Origin of the sequence: Streptomyces sp. NPDC046900, from assembly GCF_040644975.1 — a bacterium.
Taxonomy (GTDB): domain Bacteria; phylum Actinomycetota; class Actinomycetes; order Streptomycetales; family Streptomycetaceae; genus Streptomyces.
Genome location: NZ_JBEYXD010000001.1, coordinates 36,921 through 56,492 on the forward strand (window position 1 = coordinate 36,921; position 19,572 = coordinate 56,492).

Sequence of the window (19,572 nt, forward strand, 5' to 3'; positions counted from 1 at the left end):
CGGATCACGCCGCATCCGGCTGTTCGGCCACCGACAGCGAGGCCAGCGCGGACGCGACCGCTGCCGACGCGCTCAGGTCCAGCCGTGCGCTGGTGCCCCTGGCCTTGTGGCGCACCTCGGCAGCGGCCAGGGTGAGCAACTGCGGCAGCAGGTCGGTGCATCGGCGCGCCACCCAGGCCGTACCCGCCGTGGCCAGCCAGAGCAGGCTGGCCGAGCGGGTCGGCGGGGGGAGCTCCGGCTCGGCCGCCGGCGCGGCGCCGGTCGCGACACCCGCCTCGGCGAGCAGCGCGTGAAAGCGCCGGGCGAGTTGCCGGTGCCCGCGCTCACCGGGATGCAGCCGGTCCGCGCTCCACATGGCGCGGTCGCTGATCCAGTCACCGCCCTCGGCGTGCAGATGCACGGCCCCGTACCGTTCGGACAGGGCGTGCACCACCGTGTTCACGGCGCGCTGCCGCCGGGCCAGCGGACGGGCCAGCGCTCCGGGCAGCCGGAGCATCGACCCGGGATCGGGCAGACAGGCCGTCAACAGCACCGTGTTCTGGGCCTGGAAGGCCGCGTACACCTTGTCGAGCCGGGCGGCGACCGCGTGGATGTCGAAGGTGTAGCGCAGCGTGTCGTTGACGCCGATGAGGACGGAGGCGACATCCGGACGCATCTTGAGCGCCTGAGGGGTCTGACGTTCCAGAAGGTCCCGGGTCTGGGCGCCGCTGAACGAGAGGTTGGTGAACTCCGCAGGGGTGGTCATGGGGGCCAGTCCGCCGGCCAGCAGCGCGGCCCAGCCCCGCCAGGTGTCCCCGACGGGGTCCCCCACCCCTTCCGTCAGCGAGTCGCCGAGCGCGACGAAACGCAGCGGTCTCATGCCACACCCTCCCGGGCGATGTCTCGTATCAGGCCGTCGGCTGCCACCGACGGCGGGACACTGGGTAGTGCGTCGTGCGCCGCCAGGAACGCGTCCACGGCGGTCTTCCAGCCAAAGCACTCGGCACGCCCGCGTGCCGCCTGCCGGCGCTCGCACTCCGAGCGCTCCAACAACTGGTCGATGGCGTCGGCGAAGGCCTCGCCGGTGTTCACGGCGGTGGCGCCCGCGGAGCCGATCACCTCGGGCAGCGCCGAGGCGGAACTGGCCACCACCGGCGTACCGCAGGCCATGGCCTCCAGGGCCGCGAGCCCGAAGGTCTCGGCGGGCCCGGGGGCCAGGCACACGTCGGCGGAGGCCTGCAGCGCGCCGAGCAGCGTGCGGTCGCCGACGTGGCCGAGGAAGGTCACCGGCAACCGCCGTTCCTGCGCACGCTGTTCGAGCCGGGCCCTCAGCGGCCCGTCCCCGGCGATCACCAGCTTGACCCGCCGTCCCCGGCGCACCAGCGCCTCCAGGGCGTCCAGAGCGGTTCCGGGCCGCTTCTCCACGGAGAGACGGGAGCACATGACGAGCAGCGTCTCGTCCGCGCGCACATAACGGTCGCGCAACCCGTCGTCCTTGAGCGAGGGGTGCCGCTCCTCCAGGTCCACGCCGAGCGGGGCCCGTACGACGTTGCGGGCCCCGATCCGCACGAACTCACGCTCGGCGAACTCGGTGGTGCACACCACGCGCGCGTAGGTGTGCGCCGTACGGATGTTGAGCGCGTCGGCGGCGCGCCGGGACAGGTCCTCGGACAGGCCCCAGGTCCGCAGGACGCCGTCGGCGGTCTCGTGGGAGACCATCACGGCGGGGATCCGGGCGCGCCGCGCCCACTTCCCGGTCCAGCGCAGCGTGGTCCGGTCGGAGACCTCCAGCCGGTCGGGGTCCAGGTCCTCGAGGAGGGCCGTGAGCCGCCGCTTGTCCGTGAGGACCCGGTAGCCGCCGGTACCGGGCAGCAGCGGCCCGGGCAGGGTGATGACCCGTCCCTGCTCGGTCTCGCAGTCGCTGTAGCGCTCGCCGGGCACGATGAGCACCGGCCTGTGGCCGGCCTCCTTGAAGCCCTTGCCCAGCTCGCGCAGGGCGGTGCGCAGGCCTCCGGAGGAGGGCGCGACGAAGTTGGCGAGGCGCACGATGCGCAGAGAGCCGCCGACCCGCTCGGTGGCGAAGCTCATGCCGCCACCGCCGTCCGGCGCGCGGCGAGCACGTCCGTGTAGTGCCCGATGAGCAGGTCGCCGACGGCCGCCCAGGTGCGGCCCTCGACGGTGGCGCGCGCGGTGTCCCCGTACTCCGCCCGCAGCGCGGGGTCCGCGGCCAGCGTCCCCACTGCGTCCCGGAAGCCGTCCGCGTCACCGGGCGGCACGAGCAGCCCGGTGCGGCCGTGGTCCACCAGGTCCAGCGGTCCGCCCGCGGCGGGCGCGACTACGGGCACACCGCTCGCCATGGCCTCCTGCACCGTCTGGCAGAACGTCTCGAACGGGCCGGTGTGCACGAAGACGTCCAGCGAGGCGAAGATCCGGGCGAGTTCATCACCGGTGCGACGGCCCAGGAAGGCGGCGCCGGGCAGGGCGTTTCGCAGGGTGGCCTCGCTCGGCCCGTCGCCCACGACGACGACGCGTACGCCGTCGAGGCCGCAGGCACCGGCGAGGAGTTCGACGTGCTTCTCGGGCGCGAGGCGGCCGACGTATCCGACGATCAGCTCGCCGTTCGGGGCGAGCTCCCGGCGGATCGCCTCGTCCCGCAGGTCGGGGCGGAAGCGCTCCGTGTCGACGCCGCGGGGCCACAGCTGCACCCGGGGCACGCCGTGCGCCTCCAGGTCCTTCTGGGCCGCGCTGGAGGGCGCGAGGGTGCGGTCGGCGGCGGCGTGCACGGAGCGGATGCGCCGCCAGGCCGCGGCCTCACCGGCGCCCATGTAGGTACGGGCGTATCCGGCCAGGTCGGTCTGGTAGATGGCGACGGCCGGGATACCCAGCCGGGAGGCGGCCGCCATGCCACGGACGCCGAGGACGAAGGGGCTGGCCAGGTGCACGATGTCGGCGCGGTGTTCGGTGATGGCCGCGGCGACGCGTCGGCTGGGGAGTGCCACGCGTACCTGGGGATACCCGGGGAGCGGTAGGGAGGGGATCCGGACGATGGGCCACGGCGCATGGGCGTCGGGCCCGCTCCCGGCGCCGGTGGCCGGGGCGACGACGAGGGGAGCGTGACCGCGATCGACGAGGTGCCGGGCGGTCTGGAGCGCGCAATGGGCCACGCCGTTCACATCGGGGGGAAAGGATTCGGTCACGATGACGACACGCATACCCGTGTTGTCGCCGTACCGGACGTGGCCGCGTCAACGTCGATCTTTCCGCACGGAGAACGTCCCATGAGCGTTGGGCTGCACAGGTGGGCAAGCCAGCCTGTGTCCACACTCCCCTGACTCCACAGTCACCGAACGTTCATACGGTGGGCATGTCGGGCCCGATCCGGCTGCGAACGGCGGTCTGGACCTCGGCCTCCTCGGCCGGATCCGCCGCCAGCCGGCGAAGCCGCTCGACGACACGGGTGTCACCCGTCTCGGCGTGCCGCGCGGCGATCTCCCGGGTGGACTCTTCGCAGTCCCAGAGGCATTCGACGGCGAAGCCCGCCGGGAATGAGGGGTCGGTCGCGGCCAGGGCATGGGCGGCGCGGCCGCGGAGGTGGGACGAGGCGGTCTCACGGTAAATATGGCGCAGAACCGGCGCTGCACAGGCGATTTCAAGCCGTCCGGCGCCGTCGACGAGGGTCCACAGCGTCGCCGCGTCCGGGCCCTCGCCGCGCACCGCCTCCCGCAGGGCCGCCAGCACCAGGTCGCTGTCCTGTGCGCCACCGCGGCAGGCGAGCATGCGCCCGGCGGCCCCGCCCAGTGCGTCGGGCCGGTGCGCCCAGCCGCGCGCCCGGTCGACGGCAGCGACACTGCGCATGCGTTCGAAGGCGTCCAGGGCCGCGTCGACGACCAGCGCGGACCCGGTGGACACGGCGCCCTCGATCAGGTCGAGGGCATCCGGATCGTTTCCGTCGGCGAGATAGCGCAGGGCCGTACAGCGGGCTCCGTCGCCGCCGGAGCGGGCGGCCTCGACGATCTCGGGCCGGTCCTCGGGACCGGCTACGGCGGTGAGACACCGGGCGGCCGGCACATGGAGCACGGCACCGCGTTCGATGCCCTGCTGGGCCCAGTCGAAGACGGCCTGCACGCTCCAACCCGGCCGGGGGCCGCCTGCCTGCAACTGCCGCTGCCAGCGGTCGAAACAGCCGGCCTCCTGGGCGGCACGCACCCGCGCGGCGATGGACTCGCGCGGGTCCTCGGCCCACAGCCGCCAGGGCCGTGGCTCGAAGGCGTCCCGGACGGCGGCGGCGAGTTCGGCCTCGCCCTCGGCGTCGGCCGGGAAACGCGCCAGCACGGGCGCGGCGAGGGAGCGCAGCCCCGCGTCGTCGTCACGCAGCGCCAGCTCGTCCAGGGCCCAGGCCCAGTTGGTGCCCGAGGCCGCGTACCTGCGCAGCAGGTGGAGCGCGTCCAGCCTGCCGTACGAGGCGAGGTGCCCGAGAACCGCGAGGGCGAGCCCGGTGCGGCACTCGTCGGTGTCGAGGACGTCCTCGGCGCCGAAGAGGTGCGCCTCGATCTCGTCCAGCTCGCCGTTCAGGTCCAGGAAGAGCCGGGCGTAGTAGAGGGAGCGGTTCTCCACCTGCCAGTCGTGGCGGGGATCCCGCAGCACACAGTGGTTGAGAGCCGCGAGCGCCTCGGCCCGCGGCGCGGTGAGCGCGTGCAGTGTGCCGTCGCCGCGGCCCCTCTGGAGGAGGCCGAGCAGCGTACCGCTGGGCGCTATGACCGGTTCGAACATGGGAAGCAGCCTCACATCAAGCGTCGACGCAACCGGGGGACTTGCACTACCTGGTCGCGTGACAACACGTCGGTGCGCCCGCCGTCTCTTGCTTGCTGTAGACCATCTTCCTCTGCCTCTCGTCGGTGGCCCATGCGGACCGATCACGGCCCGCGCGGTGCGGCAACACCTGCCCAGCCATCGCGTCCGTGAATCACGACGTCATGATGACCCGGCGTCTCGCGCTGCCGCGACCTTATTTCGGGCGGCCCCGTACCGCCTCCCCCGTTTTCGTTGTTTTAGCTGGTCAGAACAGTCGCATCAATGTGCGCCGAACAACTCGAGCAAGTCGTTCTTTCCGAACATCCGAGCGGTGTCGATGGCCGAGGGGGTGCCCGCGGCAGGGTCTGCACCGCCGTCCAGGAGCGCCCGGATGACCTCGATCTCGCCCTTGAAGACCGCGCCGGCGAGCGGGGTCTGACCCCGGTCGTTGACGCGGTCGGCCTCGGCGCCGCGCTCCAGCAGGGCGCGGACGGCGTCGGCGTGGCCGTGGTAGGCGGCGAGCATCACCAGGGAGTCGCCGCGGTCGTTGGTGAGGTTGGCCGGAACGCCCGCGTCGACGTACGCCACGAGCGCCTCGGTCTCGCCTCGGCGCGCAAGATCGAAGATCTTGGTCGCCAGCGCCACGACCTCGGGGTCGGGGGCTTCGCTCATCGGCCGGACCGCCTCTCACTACTGCTGCTGGGGACTGCGGGCGCATGCGACGGCGATCGGGGCGGTCGCACACGCCTCGTACGGCGACGAGCGGTGACGTCGTACGGGTGAATCGCCAGCGTACTGGCTTCGGCGGCACATGGCGGGCACCGCACCAGGCAAAGATCACTACAGACCCCGGCGAGCGCGACAGACGTGCCCGGAGGACGCGGGGCAGCTCCGCCGTTCGGGGGAAATCTGTGCAATTTCACCCAGTTGCAGCTTTTATCCTATGGATACATTCTGTGAACCTGGAAGAACTCATGGTGACTGTCCCCCGTGAACCAGGAGAGAGCAATGATCCTCAACATCTCGGGCGTTGTGCTGCTCGGCAGCGTCGTCTTCCTGTTCTGCCGCAACCACGGGCTGAAGAGCTCGCACGCGACGGTGTGCGGCCTCTTCGGGTTCTACCTCTCGAGCACCGCCGTGGCCCCGAGCATCAAGGCCGGGGGCGCAAGCCTCGCGAGCCTGCTGGGCGGGATCAATTTCTGAATCCGCCGCCCCTTCGCACGCACCCCTGGAGCAAGACGTGTCCCGGCGCCCCCTCCCTCGCATTCTGAGCAACGGCAGCGCACAGATCGCCCGCGGCCGGAAGCTGGCCCGGACGGCGGCGGGCGGCGCCACCGATGTCCTCCACCCGCTGATCACCATCTCGCGCGGTCTGCGCCGGCTGGCCCTGGCCGGGCGGCGCAAGTGGGCGGAGACACCCAAGGACCGGCGGGGACCGCTCCTCTTCCTGGTCACCTCGGTGATCCTGGTCGTGGCCCTGGTGCCGTACGGGCCGCTGCTCGCCGGCATCGCCCTCATGGCGGCGGCGGGCTGGCGGGGACGCGAGCGCGGACCGGCGCAGCCGGCAGGTCCGGACGACGCCCAGACCAAGCGTCTGCGGTCACTGTACGAGGCGCTGGCGCCGTACTTCTCGGTCGCCGGCGACCCGGCTCCGCTGTACTCGCCCGGCGGGGACTGGACCCAGACGTTGTCCTCGTTCGCGTTCGACGAGACAGGCCGTATCTCACAGCTCCGCATCCGCTACCCCCCGTACTTCAAGGACGGCGAGGCCGAGTCGCGGGCGCGGATCGAGCAGATCGTGCACGTCAAGTCCGGCCGGGGCCGCGAGTACCACTTCCAGTGGGACGAGGAGGGCAACGAGCTCACCATGACCGTGCTACCCCCGCTGCCCACCGACATCACCGCGCAGCGGTTCGTGACCGCGCCCGGCGAGACGGTACTCGGCTTCACCGACCCCACCGGAGTCCAGCGCACCCTCCCCCTCACTCACGGCGACGAGCAGCGTGACGTTCCTCCGGTGGTCTGGCGCACGGGGACGCGCTCGACGGAGCCTCATCTGCTCATCGCCGGAGCACCCGGCAGCGGTGCGACGACGCTGGTGCGCTCGATCGCCCTCCAGGCCCTGCAGCACGGCGACATCCTGATCATCGAGGGCGGTGCCACCGGCGAGTACGCGTGCCTGACGGGCCGGGACGGCGTACTCGCGGTCGAGTCCAGCCTCGCCGGCGCGGCGACGAGCCTGGAGTGGGCCACCCATGAAACCGAGCGGCGGCTGATCGCGGCGAACCGGGCCCGGCAGTCCGGACAAGCCGCACCGGACGACGTGAGGCGCCCGCTGTGGATCCTGCTGGACCGGCCGAGCGTGCTGGGACATCTCGCGGCGGCCGGCGGGCGGGACGATCCCCAGACGCTGCTCCAGGTGCCTCTGCGGCACGGCCGTGCGGCGAACGTCACGGTCGTGGTCGCCGAGCAGTTCGACGGGCTCGACGGTCTGTCCGACGTGGTGCGTCAGTACACCCGCGCACGGGTCGCGCTGGGCCCCGCGACCAGGGAGGAACTGGAGGCCGTGCTCGGCGCGCCGCCGCACACCACGCCCACCAAGGAGGTACCGCCCGGCCGCGGCTACGCCCGCCTGGGCTCGGGCCCGGTCCACCGACTCCAGGTTCCCGCCACCCCGGACCCGTACGACGACGCGACCAGCGAACACCACCGGCAGGCGGTCCTGGGGCTTCTGCCGGGGCGCGGCACGTCCACCCGTGCGGTGACAGCGGAAGCCGTGGCCGCGGAGGGCTGAGCGGACCACCGGGGGCGCCACCCAGGCACCCCCGGGGCGAGGCCGGGTCAGGCGACGAAGCTGCGCGGCGCCTCGGCCGGACCCGAGGCGCCCGTCTCCACCAGGCGGGCCGCCGCCGCGAGGCGCACCGCCGCCTCCTCCGCCACCGCGCCGCCGACCGTGAACGGCAACCGCACATATCCCTCGAACGCGCCGTCCACGCCGAAACGCGGCCCGGACGGCACCCGGACACCGACCCGCTCCCCCACCTCGGCCAGACGGGACCCCGACAGGCCGCCGGTGCGCACCCACAGCGTCAGGCCGCCCTGCGGCAACGAGAACTCCCACGACGGCAGTTGGGTGCGCACCGCTTCGACCAGGGCGTCCCGGTTCTCCCTGGCCTGCTTGCGGCGCAGGTCGACCGCCTGTTCCCAGCCCCCGGTGCTGAGCAGCCAGTTGACGGCGAGCTGCTCCAGCACCGGTGTGCCCAGGTCCGCGTAGGCACGGGCCGCGACCAGGCTGCGGATCACATCGGGGGCGGCCCGCACCCAGCCGATGCGCATACCGGCCCAGAAGGCCTTGCTCGCCGAGCCCACGGTGATCACCGTCGAGCCCGCCGGGTCGAAGCCGCTCACCGGGCGCGGCATCTCCAGGCCGTCCTCCAGGTACAGCTCGCTCATCGTCTCGTCGACGACCAGGACCGTCCCGGCGGAGCGGGCCGTCTCCACCAGCCGGCGGCGCTGGTCCTCGTCGGCCAGCGCGCCCGTGGGGTTGTGGAAGTCCGCCACCACATAGGCGAGTCGTGGTGCGGCCTCCCGCAGCACCTGGCGCCAGCGGTCCAGGTCCCAGCCGCCGAGCCCCTCGGCCATGGCCACGGGGACCAGCCGGGCGCCCGCCTCCCGCATCAGCTGGAGGATGTTGGCGTACGAGGGCGACTCCACCGCGACGCGTTCGCCGCGACCGGCGAAGAGATGACAGATCGCGTCCATCGCGCCCATGGCTCCCGTGGTCACCATGATCTGCTCGGGCATGGTCGGGATGCCGCGCGCCGTATAGCGGTCGGCGAGCATAGAACGCAGTGCGGGCAGGCCCGCGGGATAGTCGCCGTGCGTGTGGGCGTAGGGAGGCAGCTCCTCCAGCGCGCCCTGCACGGCGCGGGTGAGCCAGGGCTCGGGTGCGGGAAGCGCCGCGCAGCCCAGGTCGATCATCGAGCCCAGCGCCTCCGGCGGCAGCGGCTCGAGCCCTCGCGCCGGAAGCGGGTTCCCGGCCGGCACTGCGGTCCAGCTGCCCGCTCCGCGGCGGGACTCGAGGAAGCCCTCGGTGCGCAGCGCCTCGTAGGCGGCCGCGACCGTGGTACGGCTCACGGACAGGGCGAGCGCCAGTTCCCGCTCGGCGGGCAGCCGGGCCGCGACGGGGACACGGCCCTCGAGCACGAGCAGCCGGATGCCGTCGGCGAGCGCGCGGTAGGCGGCCGGGCGGCGGGTGCCTGGGCCTGCGGGTCGGTCCTGCTGGGAGCTGAGCAGCCGCGCGAGCTGTGCCGCACCCATCGCTGAGGTCCACTGCGCCATGTTCCCAGTCCACCTTCCCGGAATTGGCCATGGATTGCTTATGTTTCCAAGCCACAGAGTGACATGCGTCAGGCCACTGTCACCACGGGGGGGTCCGTTTTGTTCACTGGCATGTCCACGAGGAGCCGGCTCGCACGGCGGTTGATCCAGTTGTACGCAGGTCTCGCGCTGTACGGCGTGAGCTCCGCCCTGCTGGTCGAGGCAGGCCTCGGCCTCGAGCCGTGGAACGTCCTCCACCAGGGCCTGGCGAAGCTGACTGGACTCAGCATGGGTGTGGTGCTGACGATCGTGGGCGCCATCGTGCTGCTGCTGTGGATCCCACTGCGCCAGCGCCCCGGTCTCGGCACCGTCTCCAACGTCCTCGTGATCGGTGCCGCCATGGACGCCACGCTGGCCGTACTCCCCGACGTACGCGCCCTGACGCTACGGGTTCCCCTTCTCCTCGCGGGCATCGTGCTCAACGGTGCCGCGACCGGCCTCTACATCGCGGCGAACTTCGGCCCCGGCCCGCGCGACGGCCTGATGACCGGACTGCACCGGCGCACCGGGCGCTCGGTCCGGCTGATCCGCACGGCGGTCGAGGTCGCCGTCGTCGCGACCGGGTTCGCTCTCGGCGGCACCGTCGGAGCCGGGACCCTGCTGTACGCGCTGTCCATCGGCCCGCTCGTCCAGCTCTTCCTACGTGTGTTCGCCGTCCCCTCGGCATCGGAGCGCAGCACGGTCGTTGCCGCCGGGCAACCGGAGGGAGCGATACTGCCCCAGTGACCACGCTCATACGCCATCCCTATCTCGACCACCCCGGCCCGATCGCCTTCGCCCACCGGGGCGGGGCCGCGGACGGTCTGGAGAACACCCTCACCCAGTTCCGGCGCGCCGTGGCGGCGGGCTACCGCTATATCGAGACGGACGTGCACGCCACCGCCGACGGCAAAATCGTGGCGTTCCACGACTCGACGCTCGACCGAGTGACGGACGGGGCCGGGCGGATCGCCGATCTGCCCTGGGAGGACGTGCGGCACGCGCGCGTGGCCGGCAGCGAACCGGTGCCCCTCTTCGAGGACCTGCTCGAGGAGTTCCCCGAGGTGCGCTGGAACGTCGACATCAAGGCGGAGCCGGCCCTGCACCCCCTGCTCGACCTGATCGAGCGCATCGACGGCTGGGACCGGATCTGCGTCGGCTCGTTCTCGGAGTCGCGTGTCGTGCGCGCCCAGCGCCTGGCCGGGCCGCGCCTGGCGACGTCGTACGGCACCCGCGGTGTCCTGGGCCTCAGGTTGCGCTCCTGGGGCATGCCGGCGAAGCTGCGCCGCTCGGCGGTCGCCGCCCAGGTCCCCGAGTCCCAGTGGGGAATCCCCGTGGTCGACCGCCGCTTCGTGCGCGAGGCCCACGCACTCGGCCTCCAGGTGCACGTCTGGACGATCAACGACCCCGATCGCATGCACCGGCTGCTGGACCTGGGTGTGGATGGCATCATGACCGATCACATCGACACGCTGCGCAAGGTCCTCGAGGACCGGGGCTCCTGGGTCTGAACGCCCCCGCGCACAACCACGTTCCACGGGGAAGCGAGGGGCACGGGTGAGCACCGACACCGTGCAGGCACGGGGAGACGGCGGCGTCGCCGAGCGGCGGCGCGAACAGCGCGGCTGGTACTTCTACGACTGGGCGTGCTCCGTCTACTCGACGAGCGTGCTGACCGTGTTCCTCGGCCCCTATCTCACCTCGGTGGCCAAGTCGGCGGCGGACGCCGACGGTTATGTGCACCCGCTGGGCGTCCCCGTTCGCGCGGGCTCGTTCTTCGCGTACTCGGTCTCGGCCTCCGTCATCGTGGCGATCCTCGTCATGCCGCTCGCGGGCGCGGCGGCCGACCGCACCGGGCGCAAGAAGCCGCTGCTCGGTCTCTGCGCGTATCTGGGCGCCGCAGCCACCACGGGCATGTTCTTCCTGGACGGGCACCGCTATCTGCTCGGCGGCCTCCTCCTCGTCGTCGCGAACGCGTCGGTGGCCGTCTCGATGGTCATCTACAACTCGTATCTGCCACAGATCGCGCCGCCCGAGGAGCGCGACGCGGTCTCCTCGCGCGGCTGGGCCTTCGGCTACGCGGCCGGCTCGCTGGTCCTGATCGCGAACCTGGTCCTGTTCACCGCACACGACTCCTTCGGCGTCTCGGAGACCACCGCTGTGCGCATCTGCCTGGCCTCGGCGGGCATCTGGTGGGGTGCCTTCACGCTGGTGCCGCTCAGACGGCTGCGCGACCGCCGTACGACGTCCGCGCGACCCGCGGTGCACGGCTGGCGGCAGCTGGCGGCCACCCTCCGCGACATGCGCGGCAAGCCCCTCACGCTCGCCTTTCTGCTGGCGTACCTCATCTACAACGACGGCATCCAGACGGTCATCTCCCAGGCGTCGGTGTACGGCTCGGAGGAGCTGGGACTGAGCCAGTCGACGCTGATCTCCGCCGTGCTGCTGGTCCAGGTGCTGGCGGTCGGCGGCGCCCTCGGCATGGGACGGCTGGCCCGTACGTACGGTGCCAAGCGCACCATCCTCGGCTCGCTCGTCGCCTGGACCCTGACGCTGTGCGCCGGCTACTTCATGCCGGCGCACGCACCGGTCTGGTTCTTCGTCCTGGCGTCCGGTATCGGGCTGGTCCTCGGCGGCAGCCAGGCGCTGTCCCGCTCGCTCTTCTCGCATCTCGTGCCGCCAGGCAAGGAGGCGGAGTACTTCTCGGCCTACGAGATGAGCGACCGCGGCATGAGCTGGCTGGGCCCGCTTCTGTTCGGAATCACCTACCAGCTGACCGGAAGTTACCGGGACGCAATCATCTCGCTGGTGGCCTTCTTCATCATCGGATTCGTGCTGCTGGCCCGGGTCCCGGTGCGGCAGGCGGTGCGCGACGCGGGCAATCCGGTCCCCGGAATGATTTAGCACCTGAAGGCAAACCGCTGTAGTGTACGCGTTTGGCCTGCCAGGCGTACCGTTACTGCGCGTCATAGGATCCGAAACGCTGGGTGACATCTGCTAGCAGATGTGACAAACCGGGCGCCGGTGGGTACAACAAGGGGCGGCTACGACGGCGACGCATGACCCGGAACGGGAATCTTTACCGCCGACCGGACGTTGACCGGATGACGACGACAGCGACACCTGTCCTGTGGGCGACAAGCCCGGGAGGCACGATTCATGAGTGAGCGAGCTCTTCGCGGCACGCGCCTCGTGGTGACCAGCTACGAGACCGACCGCGGTATCGACCTGGCTCCGCGCCAGGCCGTGGAGTACGCATGCGAGAAGGGGCACCGTTTCGAGATGCCCTTCTCCGTCGAGGCGGAGATCCCGCCGGAGTGGGAGTGCAAGGTCTGCGGGGCCCCGGCACTTCTGGTGGACGGCGACGGCCCGGAAGAGAAGAAGGCCAAGCCGGCGCGTACACATTGGGACATGCTGATGGAGCGGCGCACCCGTGAGGAGCTCGAAGAGGTCCTCGAGGAGCGCCTGGCCGTTCTCCGATCCGGCGCGATGAACATCGCGGTTCATCCGCGGGACAGCCGAAAGTCCGCGTAAGACCTCCACGGCTCGGGCGGTTCTCCGCGCACACGAGCGAGCGATCAGTGGGCGCCGTACGTCGCTATGACGTGCGGCGCCCACTGTTTGCTGCGCGCACAGGCAAAGCTGTCCGCCGGGCCTCAGTGGGTCAGTGGCGGCCGCGGGTCCTGCGGGGCCCGTGACGGCGGCTCGTCCCTGATGACCTCACCTTGGACGACCTTCCCGTCGGGACGGTGAATACGAGCCTGCTGGAAGGCGTCACCGAAGCTGCCAGGCGTGACCCCGCGGAGCTTGCGGTCGAGAGTGCGCCCGGCTGAGCGGCTCACCAGTCGCTGGACCGGCGGTATGAGAAGCAGCAGGCCGACCGCGTCGGAGATCAGACCGGGCAGCATCAGGAGCAACCCGCCCAGCATCATGAGCCCGTTGCCACGGCCGCCCGTGGGCGCCTCGCCGCCGGCCGGCCGGGGCTGGGCCCCCAGCGTCGCGCTGAGATTGCGGAAGGCCCGGCGTCCGGCCCGCTTGATGACTACGGAGCCGACCACGAAACCGGCGACCAGCAGCAGGAAGACCGTGAGCCCGCCGGCCGCGCGTCCCACCACCGTGAGCAGCCAGATCTCCAGCACCAGCCACGCGGCGACACCGAGCGGCAGGAACGTGCGCAGCCGGGAACGCCGGGGCCGGGTGGAGTAAGGGGGAGCGGGTACGCCAGTCGTCATGCTCCCAGTGTGCACACAGCGCGCTCAGTGCGGGATAAGGGGGTCGATCACTCGCCCTCGCGCTCCCGCAGGACCGCCTGTGCCCACCCGTACGAGCGACGGCGGGAAACGTCCCCCGGTTGACCCGGAGCCCGTCCGTCCCCGCCCCACGGAGGCGGTCGGTGCCGCCGAACCACTCAGGAGGACTTGCGCCGGCCCGTCACCTTGGCGACACGGTCACTCACACCCCACGCCGTGACGCGCCACAGCGCCTCGACGAGGATGTTGCGGCTCATCTTGGAGTCGCCCAGCTCCCGCTCGACGAAGGTGATCGGTACCTCGACCACGTGGTAGCCCGCCTTGACGGCGCGCCGGGCCAGATCGACCTGGAAGCAGTAGCCCTGCGAGGCGACCTCCTGGAGGCCGAGTCCCTCGAGGGTCTCGCGCCGGAAGGCGCGGTAGCCGCCGGTGATGTCGCGCAACGGCAGGTCGAGCGCCATGCGCGAGTAGAAGCTGCCGCCACGGGAGATGAACTCGCGGGACTTGGGCCAGTTCACCACCCGGCCGCCCGGCACCCAGCGGGAGCCCAGTACCAGGTCGGCCCCCTTCAGCGCGGTCAGCAGGCGCGGCAGCTCCTCCGGCTGGTGGGAGCCGTCCGCGTCCATCTCGATCAGGACGCCGTAGTCGTGCTCCAGGCCCCAGTGGAAGCCCGCGAGGTACGCCGCACCCAGGCCTTCCTTGCCCTTGCGGTGCATGACGTGGACGTGGTCGTCCTCGACCGCCAGCTCGTCCGCGAGTTTGCCCGTGCCGTCGGGGCTGTTGTCGTCGGCCACGAGGACGTGTGCCTCAGGCACGGCCGACCGCACCCGGCCGACGATCGTCTTGATGTTCTCCGCCTCGTTGTAGGTCGGAATGATCACCAAGGACGTGCCGAGCGGACCGAACTGCCTCCCCTGGGCCTTTGTCTCAAGGGTCCCGTCGCCGTCGTTCACTACTGCCCCTTCATGTCCGTACGCAGGGGTCCACCATAGTGGCCCCGGCCTGCACCGACGTATCAGCCGGTTCGTATGGCGGTGTCGATTCCGCAAGAGTCGGGTAAGAGTGACGGTTTGCGTCACCGTCTGCGGGGCCCGATGCCACCCCGCGGCCAAGAGGGCGCGGCGACCGGGATTCGATGCGCGCCGCCGACGGGGCCGCGCTGCGGATCGGGGCCCGGCGCCCTTCGGGCCGACCTGGGGCCCGCTGGCTGCGGGTCGACCGAAAGCCGTTGTCTACTGGACGTCCGGGCCCCACCCGGGTCACACCCAGCCGACCGACCGGAACGTTGCCCTCGCCGTGGCGCGGGCGCTGAGCCTGGCTCCCAGTGGTGGTGCGCCGGTGCGGCACATCACCCCTGACCCAGCGGCGCCCCGGCGACTGCGCGGAGGTTCTCCGGTCGGGGCGTCGGTGGACCCGGCCGAACCTACCGGCCCCCTGCGCCTCGCTGTCAACAGCCGTTCGACCAGCGGTTTCTCCACCGATGCCCTGGTGGGGGCGGAGGATACGCAGGTCGCGCACCAAGGTGGCGGCCTCAACGCCACCCGGGAGATCACTCGCCCGGACGCACGAACACCGTCCGGCCGCCGACCACGGTGCGCAGGCAGACCGGCAGGTCGGAGCCAGGGGTCAGATCGGGCAGGCCAGGGGTGCCGGAGCGGGGGTCCGTCGACCAGCGGGCCACTCGGTCGTCGGGCGCCTGTACGACCAGCTCGTCGGTGCGCCAGACCGCGTAGTCCGCGGGTGCGCCCGGTACCAGAACACCCGCGTCGTCCCGTCCGATCGCGCGCCAGCCGCCCCGCGTATGAGCGGTGAACGCGGCACGCACGGAGACCCGGTGCTCCGGGGTGCGATGGAAGGCCGCCGCACGGACCGTGCCCCACGGATCCAGCGGGGTGACGGGGCTGTCGGAGCCGAAGGCGAGCGGGACGCCGGTGCGCAGCAGGGCCGCGAACGGGTTGAGGGTACGGGCCCGCTCGACGCCGAGGCGCTGGGCGTACATGCCCTCGTCGCCGCCCCACAGCGCGTCGAAGGCGGGCTGGACGGAGGCGGTCAGGCCCAGTTCGGCGAAGGCCGCGATGGTCTCGGACGTGAGCATCTCGGCGTGCTCGACCCGGTGGCGGGCGGCCCGGACGGCAGCCAGGCCGATCTTCTCGGCGGCGGCGTGCATTCCGTCGACCACGGCGCCGACGGCGGCGTCGCCGATGGCGTGGAAGCCCGCCTGCAGCCCCGCCTCGGTGCACGCGAGGACGTGCGCCGCGACGGCGGCGGCGTCCAGATAGGCGGTGCCGGTGTGGGGGGCGTCGGCGTACGGCGCGCACAGGCAGGCGGTGTGCGAGCCGATGGAGCCGTCGACGAACAGGTCCCCGGCCGCGCCGATCGCGCCCAGCTCCCGCGCCCTGGCGACACCCTCCTCGCCGTGCTGCGCCCAGTAGCCGACCACCCGGGGCCCGGCCTGCTCCGCGACGAGGCGCAGCAACCCGGTGAAGTCGTCCTCCGAGGAGATCTCGGGGCCGGCGCACTCATGGACCGAACCGATGCCGAGGGAGGCGGCCTGCGCGAGGGCGGCACGCTGGGCCTCGGTGCGCTGAGCCTCGGTCACCCCCGCGAAGGCGGCGGCGCGTACGGCGTGGTGGGCGTCCCGTACGAGGGGTTCCCCGTCCGTGAACCCGGCCCTGTCGCGCACGCCCGGCACCAGGTCCAGCAGGGCCGTGGTCACCACGGCGGAGTGGACGTCGATCCGGCTGAGATAGAGGGGACGGCCACCGGTGGCCGCGTCGAGTTCGGCCCGCCGGGGCGCCCGGAGTTCGGGCCAGCGGGCCGAGTCCCAGCCGTGGCCCAGCAGGACGCGGTCGTGCGGGCGGGCGGCGGCGAAGTCACGGACGAGCTCGAGGGCGGCGGTCAGCGAGGACGCACCGGAGAGGTCGAGCCCGGTGAGCGCGAGGCCCGTGGCGGTGGTGTGCACATGTGCGTCGGTGAACGCCGGGGTGACGAGTGCCCCGTCCAGATCGACGACCTCGTCCACGCCGCCCGCGAAGGCGTCCGCGGCGCCCTCGGAGCCCACCCAGGCGATCTGACCGCGCTCGACGACCATGGCGGTGGCGAAGGGATCCGCGGGGCTGTGGACTTCCCCTCGGCGCAACAGGACGGTCTGCGGCGGGGCGATGCGCTCGTTCATGGGGAACAGTCTCGCGCCTCGCTTCTGCCGCCCGGCACGCAGGTCGGTCAGATGCGGGGCGGCCGCGACTCGTACGGGGTGGACAGCACCACCGTCGTGCGCGTGGACACCCCCGCGAGGGACCGCAGCCGCGCCAGCAGTTCCTCCAGCTCGTGGGGTGTGGCCACGCGCACCTTGAGGATGTAGTTCTCCTCGCCCGCGACGCTGTGGCAGGCCTCGATCTCCGGGACGCCGGCGAGGCGCTCGGCGATGTCGTCGGGGGCGCTGGGATCGAACGGTTTCACCGAGATGAAGGCGGTCATCGGCAGCCCGATGGCCTCCGGGTCGACGACCGCCGCATACCCGCGAATGACACCGCGCTGCTCAAGCCGGCGCACCCGCTGATGCACGGCCGATGTGGACAGGCCCGTGGCCTTGCCCAGATCGGTGTAACTCATCCGCCCGTCCTTGACGAGCAGCTGCACGATCTGTCGGTCCAGCTCCTCCATGCCGGTAGAACCTACAGTGCGCCCGTTCCCCGCGGATACCCGAGCGGCGCAGGTCATGCCCGGTTTGTCATGGTGCAGGGAGCGTCGTCCGAGCCCCCGGCCGGGGCCGGGATCCTCGCATCCGGCACCTTCGAACGGCATGTGACCAACGCCACAGTGCCCGAACAGGCTTCGTGATGTCTTCGTGATTACCGCCCGGACCGGACGGGAAGTGCTTGCTGTGGTCGAGGCCACAGCTCCTGGCCGGCCCAGCCCGAGGGGGAGAATCCATGCACAGTCTGAAGCGCTCTGGTCGTCCTGCGTCCAAGCGGCAGCAGCCGGTCGTCGCGCCCGAGCCGGAGGGCGTCGAAGCGGGCGACGACGAGCTCGACGCGTACGACACCTTCGAGATGTACCGGGTGATCTGCCCGGACTGCGCGCAGCCCATCGCACTCCTGGCGGACGAGGAGTTCCTGCCCGAGCACGCGCTGTGCGCCTCGCCGTGGAACCCGTTCGGGCTCACGGTCTGCCGCGGCACCGGGCGCGCGGCGTCCGAAGCCCGGCCCGCGGACGAGTCCGCGGTACCCCAGGAGCAGGACACGGCCCTGCTGCTGACGCTCCCTCAGGGGCTCGACTGGCGGATGCAGCCGTTCTCGCACGTCGGCGGCGCGGGTTCGCGCCCGATGCGCATGCCGGTGATGCGGCACCAGGCCGCCTGACCCACACGGCATCCCCCGGCGTCACACCTCGTCCCGATGACTGCCCCGCACCGTGGAGCGCAGACCCCCATGGTGCAGAACGGGCACGCCCCCGCCGGCCGCCGAGCCGATACCGTGCGACGGGATCGCCGTGCCCTTTGAACGCGCGCCATGCCCCCGTACGGGCCCGAGGGGAACTCACTCTCGATTAGCGGGGCCGGTGACCTGCGCAGGGGCGCCGGCGTTCCCCCTGCATGACTGCCACGTATTCGGCGCCCGCGCGTCGGCGACGGGTGTTCGTGCCGGCACCCACACGAACGCTCGCGCCGGCGCAGCCCCAGGATCCCCCCATCTACCGCGATCTGATGCGGACCTGGGCCGACGGCGGGCGTACGCTGCCGGGGCGCCACGACCCGGAGTGGGTGCGGCTGGTGGCGCCTCCGACAGGCCTGGGCCGGCTCACTGCGGGCCCGGAGCAGCTCAGCGGGACTCGGGACCCGCGAGGTGACGGGCGATGACCATCCGCTGGATCTGATTCGTCCCCTCGACGATCTGCAGGGCCTTGGCCTCGCGCATGTAGCGCTCTGCCGGGAAGTCCGCCGTGTAGCCGTACCCGCCGAGCACCTGGACGGCGTCCGTGGTGACCTTCATCGCGGTGTCGGTGCAGTGCAGCTTGGCCATGGCCGCCTGCTTGGCGAACGGCCGACCGGCGTCGCGCAGCCGCGCCGCCGACAGATAGAGCGCCCGGCCGGCCTCGATCTGCGTCGCCATGTCGGCCAGCATGAAGCGCAGGCCCTCGAAGTCCGAGATCGGCCGGCCGAACTGCCGCCGCCCGGTGGCGTACGCGAGGGCCTCGTCCAGGGCCGCCTGGGCGAGGCCGATGGCGCAGGCCGCGATGCCGAGCCGCCCGGAGTCGAGCGCGGACAGGGCGATCGCGAAGCCCTGGCCCTCCTCGCCGATGCGCCGGTCGTCGGACACGCGCACCCCGTCGAAGTGGACCTGCGCGGTGGGCGAGCCCTTCATGCCCATCTTCTTCTCGGGCGCCGCCCCGCTCAGCCCCTCGGCGTCGCCGGGCACCAGGAACGCGGTGATCCCGCGCGGCCCCTCCTGGCCGGTGCGCGCCATCACGGTGTAGAAGTCGGCGATCCCGCCGTGGGTGATCCACGACTTGGTGCCGGTGATCGACCAGACTCCCCCGCGGCCGGCTCCGCTCCCGCCGGAGGCGTCCCCGTCCTCCCGGACGGCCCTGGTGCGCAGGGCGGCGGCGTCGGAACCGGACGATGCCTCGGAGAGGCAGTAGGCACCCAGCAGGCCGCCGCCGAGCATCGCGGGCAGATGCTCGACCTGCTGCTCCTTGGTGCCGTAGTGCGCGAGGGCATGGCAGGACAGGGTGTGGACGCTGACGCCCAGGCCGACGGTGAGGCGGGCCGCGGCAAGCTCCTCGAGGACCTGGAGGTAGACCTCGTACGGCTGGTCACCGCCGCCGTAGTCGGAGTCGTAGGGGAGGCCGAGGAGTCCTGATTCGGAGAGCAGCCGGAAGACCTCGCGCGGGAAACGCCCCGCGTCCTCTTCCTCTGCCGCCTTCGGGGCGATCTCGTGCTGCGCGATGTCACGGACGAGCGAGATCAGATCCCGGGCCTCGTCCGTGGGCAGTTGCCGGTCCACCGGCTGCGGGGCGCGGTCGGGCATGGCGACGCTCTCCTCCCTGTCGGGCGCATCGACGGACGCCTGCCGTGGGTGGGAGTGGCGCCGCCGGGTCTCACTGGGCCTGGCCGATGCTCGTCGCTCCGGGTCTCGGAGGCGGCTGACCAGCAGTTGTGGCGTTTGGAGTATGCCCGATCGGAGGCACCGAG

18 protein-coding genes are annotated in these 19,572 nt (G+C 72.0%); 7 read left to right on the plus strand and 11 right to left on the minus strand.

Annotated features, from left to right (window positions below):
* Positions 1-4 precede the first annotated feature (4 nt).
* The 5 genes from ABZ904_RS00135 to ABZ904_RS00155 form a co-directional block, all read right to left on the minus strand.
* A complete protein-coding gene (locus tag ABZ904_RS00135) occupies positions 5-859 on the minus strand; it encodes an SGNH/GDSL hydrolase family protein (RefSeq protein WP_359397788.1) in 855 nt (284 codons plus the stop codon).
* On the minus strand, positions 856-2,067 hold the full coding sequence (locus tag ABZ904_RS00140) for a glycosyltransferase (RefSeq protein WP_359397791.1): 1,212 nt from the start codon (positions 2,065-2,067) through the stop codon (positions 856-858). Before ABZ904_RS00140 ends, ABZ904_RS00135 begins: the two co-directional genes overlap by 4 nt.
* A complete protein-coding gene (locus tag ABZ904_RS00145) occupies positions 2,064-3,191 on the minus strand; it encodes a glycosyltransferase family 1 protein (RefSeq protein ID WP_359397793.1) in 1,128 nt (375 codons plus the stop codon). The genes ABZ904_RS00140 and ABZ904_RS00145 overlap by 4 nt, the downstream gene beginning before the upstream one ends.
* 139 nt (positions 3,192-3,330) lie before the next feature.
* Positions 3,331-4,749, minus strand: a complete 1,419-nt coding sequence (locus ABZ904_RS00150) for a HEAT repeat domain-containing protein (protein WP_359397796.1) — start codon at positions 4,747-4,749, stop codon at positions 3,331-3,333.
* 300 nt (positions 4,750-5,049) lie between these two features.
* Complete coding sequence (locus ABZ904_RS00155; RefSeq protein ID WP_359397798.1) at positions 5,050-5,442, minus strand: ankyrin repeat domain-containing protein; 393 nt, start codon at positions 5,440-5,442, stop codon at positions 5,050-5,052.
* 336 nt (positions 5,443-5,778) lie between these two features.
* Between ABZ904_RS00155 and ABZ904_RS00160 the strand changes: the two genes are divergently transcribed.
* Positions 5,779-5,973 (plus strand): hypothetical protein, encoded by a 195-nt coding sequence (locus tag ABZ904_RS00160; protein WP_359397800.1) that lies wholly within the window; start codon positions 5,779-5,781, stop codon positions 5,971-5,973.
* A gap of 37 nt (positions 5,974-6,010) precedes the next feature.
* The gene (locus ABZ904_RS00165) at positions 6,011-7,564 is read left to right on the plus strand and encodes a hypothetical protein (RefSeq protein ID WP_361820256.1); all 1,554 of its coding nucleotides are present in this window, start codon (positions 6,011-6,013) and stop codon (positions 7,562-7,564) included.
* Between the two features lie 47 nt (positions 7,565-7,611).
* Here ABZ904_RS00165 and ABZ904_RS00170 read toward each other — a convergent pair whose 3' ends face one another.
* Positions 7,612-9,111, minus strand: a complete 1,500-nt coding sequence (locus ABZ904_RS00170) for a PLP-dependent aminotransferase family protein (protein WP_359397803.1) — start codon at positions 9,109-9,111, stop codon at positions 7,612-7,614.
* 111 nt (positions 9,112-9,222) lie between these two features.
* Between ABZ904_RS00170 and ABZ904_RS00175 the strand changes: the two genes are divergently transcribed.
* The 4 genes from ABZ904_RS00175 to ABZ904_RS00190 all read left to right on the plus strand — a co-directional run bounded on the left by ABZ904_RS00175 (position 9,223) and on the right by ABZ904_RS00190 (position 12,663).
* Complete coding sequence (locus ABZ904_RS00175) at positions 9,223-9,876, plus strand: hypothetical protein (protein ID WP_359397805.1); 654 nt, start codon at positions 9,223-9,225, stop codon at positions 9,874-9,876.
* Entirely contained in the window at positions 9,873-10,640 is a 768-nt protein-coding gene (locus tag ABZ904_RS00180; protein ID WP_360992108.1) for a glycerophosphodiester phosphodiesterase, read from the plus strand. Before ABZ904_RS00175 ends, ABZ904_RS00180 begins: the two co-directional genes overlap by 4 nt.
* A gap of 46 nt (positions 10,641-10,686) precedes the next feature.
* Positions 10,687-12,033 (plus strand): MFS transporter, encoded by a 1,347-nt coding sequence (locus ABZ904_RS00185; RefSeq protein ID WP_359397809.1) that lies wholly within the window; start codon positions 10,687-10,689, stop codon positions 12,031-12,033.
* A 255-nt stretch (positions 12,034-12,288) separates the two neighbouring features.
* Positions 12,289-12,663 carry an RNA polymerase-binding protein RbpA gene (locus tag ABZ904_RS00190; protein WP_009187548.1) on the plus strand — a complete coding sequence of 125 codons (375 nt, stop codon included), beginning with the start codon at positions 12,289-12,291 and terminating at the stop codon, positions 12,661-12,663.
* A gap of 122 nt (positions 12,664-12,785) precedes the next feature.
* Here ABZ904_RS00190 and fxsA read toward each other — a convergent pair whose 3' ends face one another.
* The 4 genes from fxsA to ABZ904_RS00210 all read right to left on the minus strand — a co-directional run bounded on the left by fxsA (position 12,786) and on the right by ABZ904_RS00210 (position 17,042).
* Positions 12,786-13,361, minus strand: a complete 576-nt coding sequence (gene fxsA / locus ABZ904_RS00195) for an FxsA family membrane protein (RefSeq protein WP_359397811.1) — start codon at positions 13,359-13,361, stop codon at positions 12,786-12,788.
* Between the two features lie 176 nt (positions 13,362-13,537).
* Entirely contained in the window at positions 13,538-14,332 is a 795-nt protein-coding gene (locus ABZ904_RS00200; protein ID WP_359397813.1) for a polyprenol monophosphomannose synthase, read from the minus strand.
* 596 nt (positions 14,333-14,928) lie between these two features.
* Positions 14,929-16,554 carry an amidohydrolase gene (locus ABZ904_RS00205; protein WP_361820262.1) on the minus strand — a complete coding sequence of 542 codons (1,626 nt, stop codon included), beginning with the start codon at positions 16,552-16,554 and terminating at the stop codon, positions 14,929-14,931.
* Positions 16,555-16,601: 47 nt separating this feature from the next.
* Positions 16,602-17,042: an Lrp/AsnC family transcriptional regulator gene (locus tag ABZ904_RS00210; RefSeq protein ID WP_359397817.1), complete on the minus strand. Its 441-nt coding sequence runs from the start codon at positions 17,040-17,042 to the stop codon at positions 16,602-16,604.
* 269 nt (positions 17,043-17,311) lie between these two features.
* On the opposite strand from ABZ904_RS00210, the gene ABZ904_RS00215 reads away from it, so the two are divergent.
* Entirely contained in the window at positions 17,312-17,740 is a 429-nt protein-coding gene (locus ABZ904_RS00215) for a hypothetical protein (RefSeq protein ID WP_359397819.1), read from the plus strand.
* Positions 17,741-18,199: 459 nt separating this feature from the next.
* On the opposite strand, the gene ABZ904_RS00220 is transcribed toward ABZ904_RS00215, so the two are convergent.
* Positions 18,200-19,408, minus strand: coding sequence for an acyl-CoA dehydrogenase family protein (locus ABZ904_RS00220; RefSeq protein WP_359397821.1), 1,209 nt, complete (start codon positions 19,406-19,408; stop codon positions 18,200-18,202).
* Positions 19,409-19,572: the final 164 nt, after the last annotated feature.

Coding starts and splice junctions, on each gene's coding strand:
- ABZ904_RS00210 (WP_359397817.1), bottom strand. CDS start 17,042: ATGGAGGAGCTGGACCGACAGATCGTGCAGCTGCTCGTCAAGGACGGG.
- ABZ904_RS00205 (WP_361820262.1), bottom strand. CDS start 16,554: ATGAACGAGCGCATCGCCCCGCCGCAGACCGTCCTGTTGCGCCGAGGG.
- ABZ904_RS00190 (WP_009187548.1), top strand. CDS start 12,289: ATGAGTGAGCGAGCTCTTCGCGGCACGCGCCTCGTGGTGACCAGCTAC.
- ABZ904_RS00220 (WP_359397821.1), bottom strand. CDS start 19,408: ATGCCCGACCGCGCCCCGCAGCCGGTGGACCGGCAACTGCCCACGGAC.
- fxsA (WP_359397811.1), bottom strand. CDS start 13,361: ATGACGACTGGCGTACCCGCTCCCCCTTACTCCACCCGGCCCCGGCGT.
- ABZ904_RS00145 (WP_359397793.1), bottom strand. CDS start 3,191: ATGCGTGTCGTCATCGTGACCGAATCCTTTCCCCCCGATGTGAACGGC.
- ABZ904_RS00135 (WP_359397788.1), bottom strand. CDS start 859: ATGAGACCGCTGCGTTTCGTCGCGCTCGGCGACTCGCTGACGGAAGGG.
- ABZ904_RS00215 (WP_359397819.1), top strand. CDS start 17,312: ATGCACAGTCTGAAGCGCTCTGGTCGTCCTGCGTCCAAGCGGCAGCAG.
- ABZ904_RS00175 (WP_359397805.1), top strand. CDS start 9,223: ATGTCCACGAGGAGCCGGCTCGCACGGCGGTTGATCCAGTTGTACGCA.
- ABZ904_RS00170 (WP_359397803.1), bottom strand. CDS start 9,111: ATGGCGCAGTGGACCTCAGCGATGGGTGCGGCACAGCTCGCGCGGCTG.
- ABZ904_RS00160 (WP_359397800.1), top strand. CDS start 5,779: ATGATCCTCAACATCTCGGGCGTTGTGCTGCTCGGCAGCGTCGTCTTC.
- ABZ904_RS00155 (WP_359397798.1), bottom strand. CDS start 5,442: ATGAGCGAAGCCCCCGACCCCGAGGTCGTGGCGCTGGCGACCAAGATC.
- ABZ904_RS00150 (WP_359397796.1), bottom strand. CDS start 4,749: ATGTTCGAACCGGTCATAGCGCCCAGCGGTACGCTGCTCGGCCTCCTC.
- ABZ904_RS00140 (WP_359397791.1), bottom strand. CDS start 2,067: ATGAGCTTCGCCACCGAGCGGGTCGGCGGCTCTCTGCGCATCGTGCGC.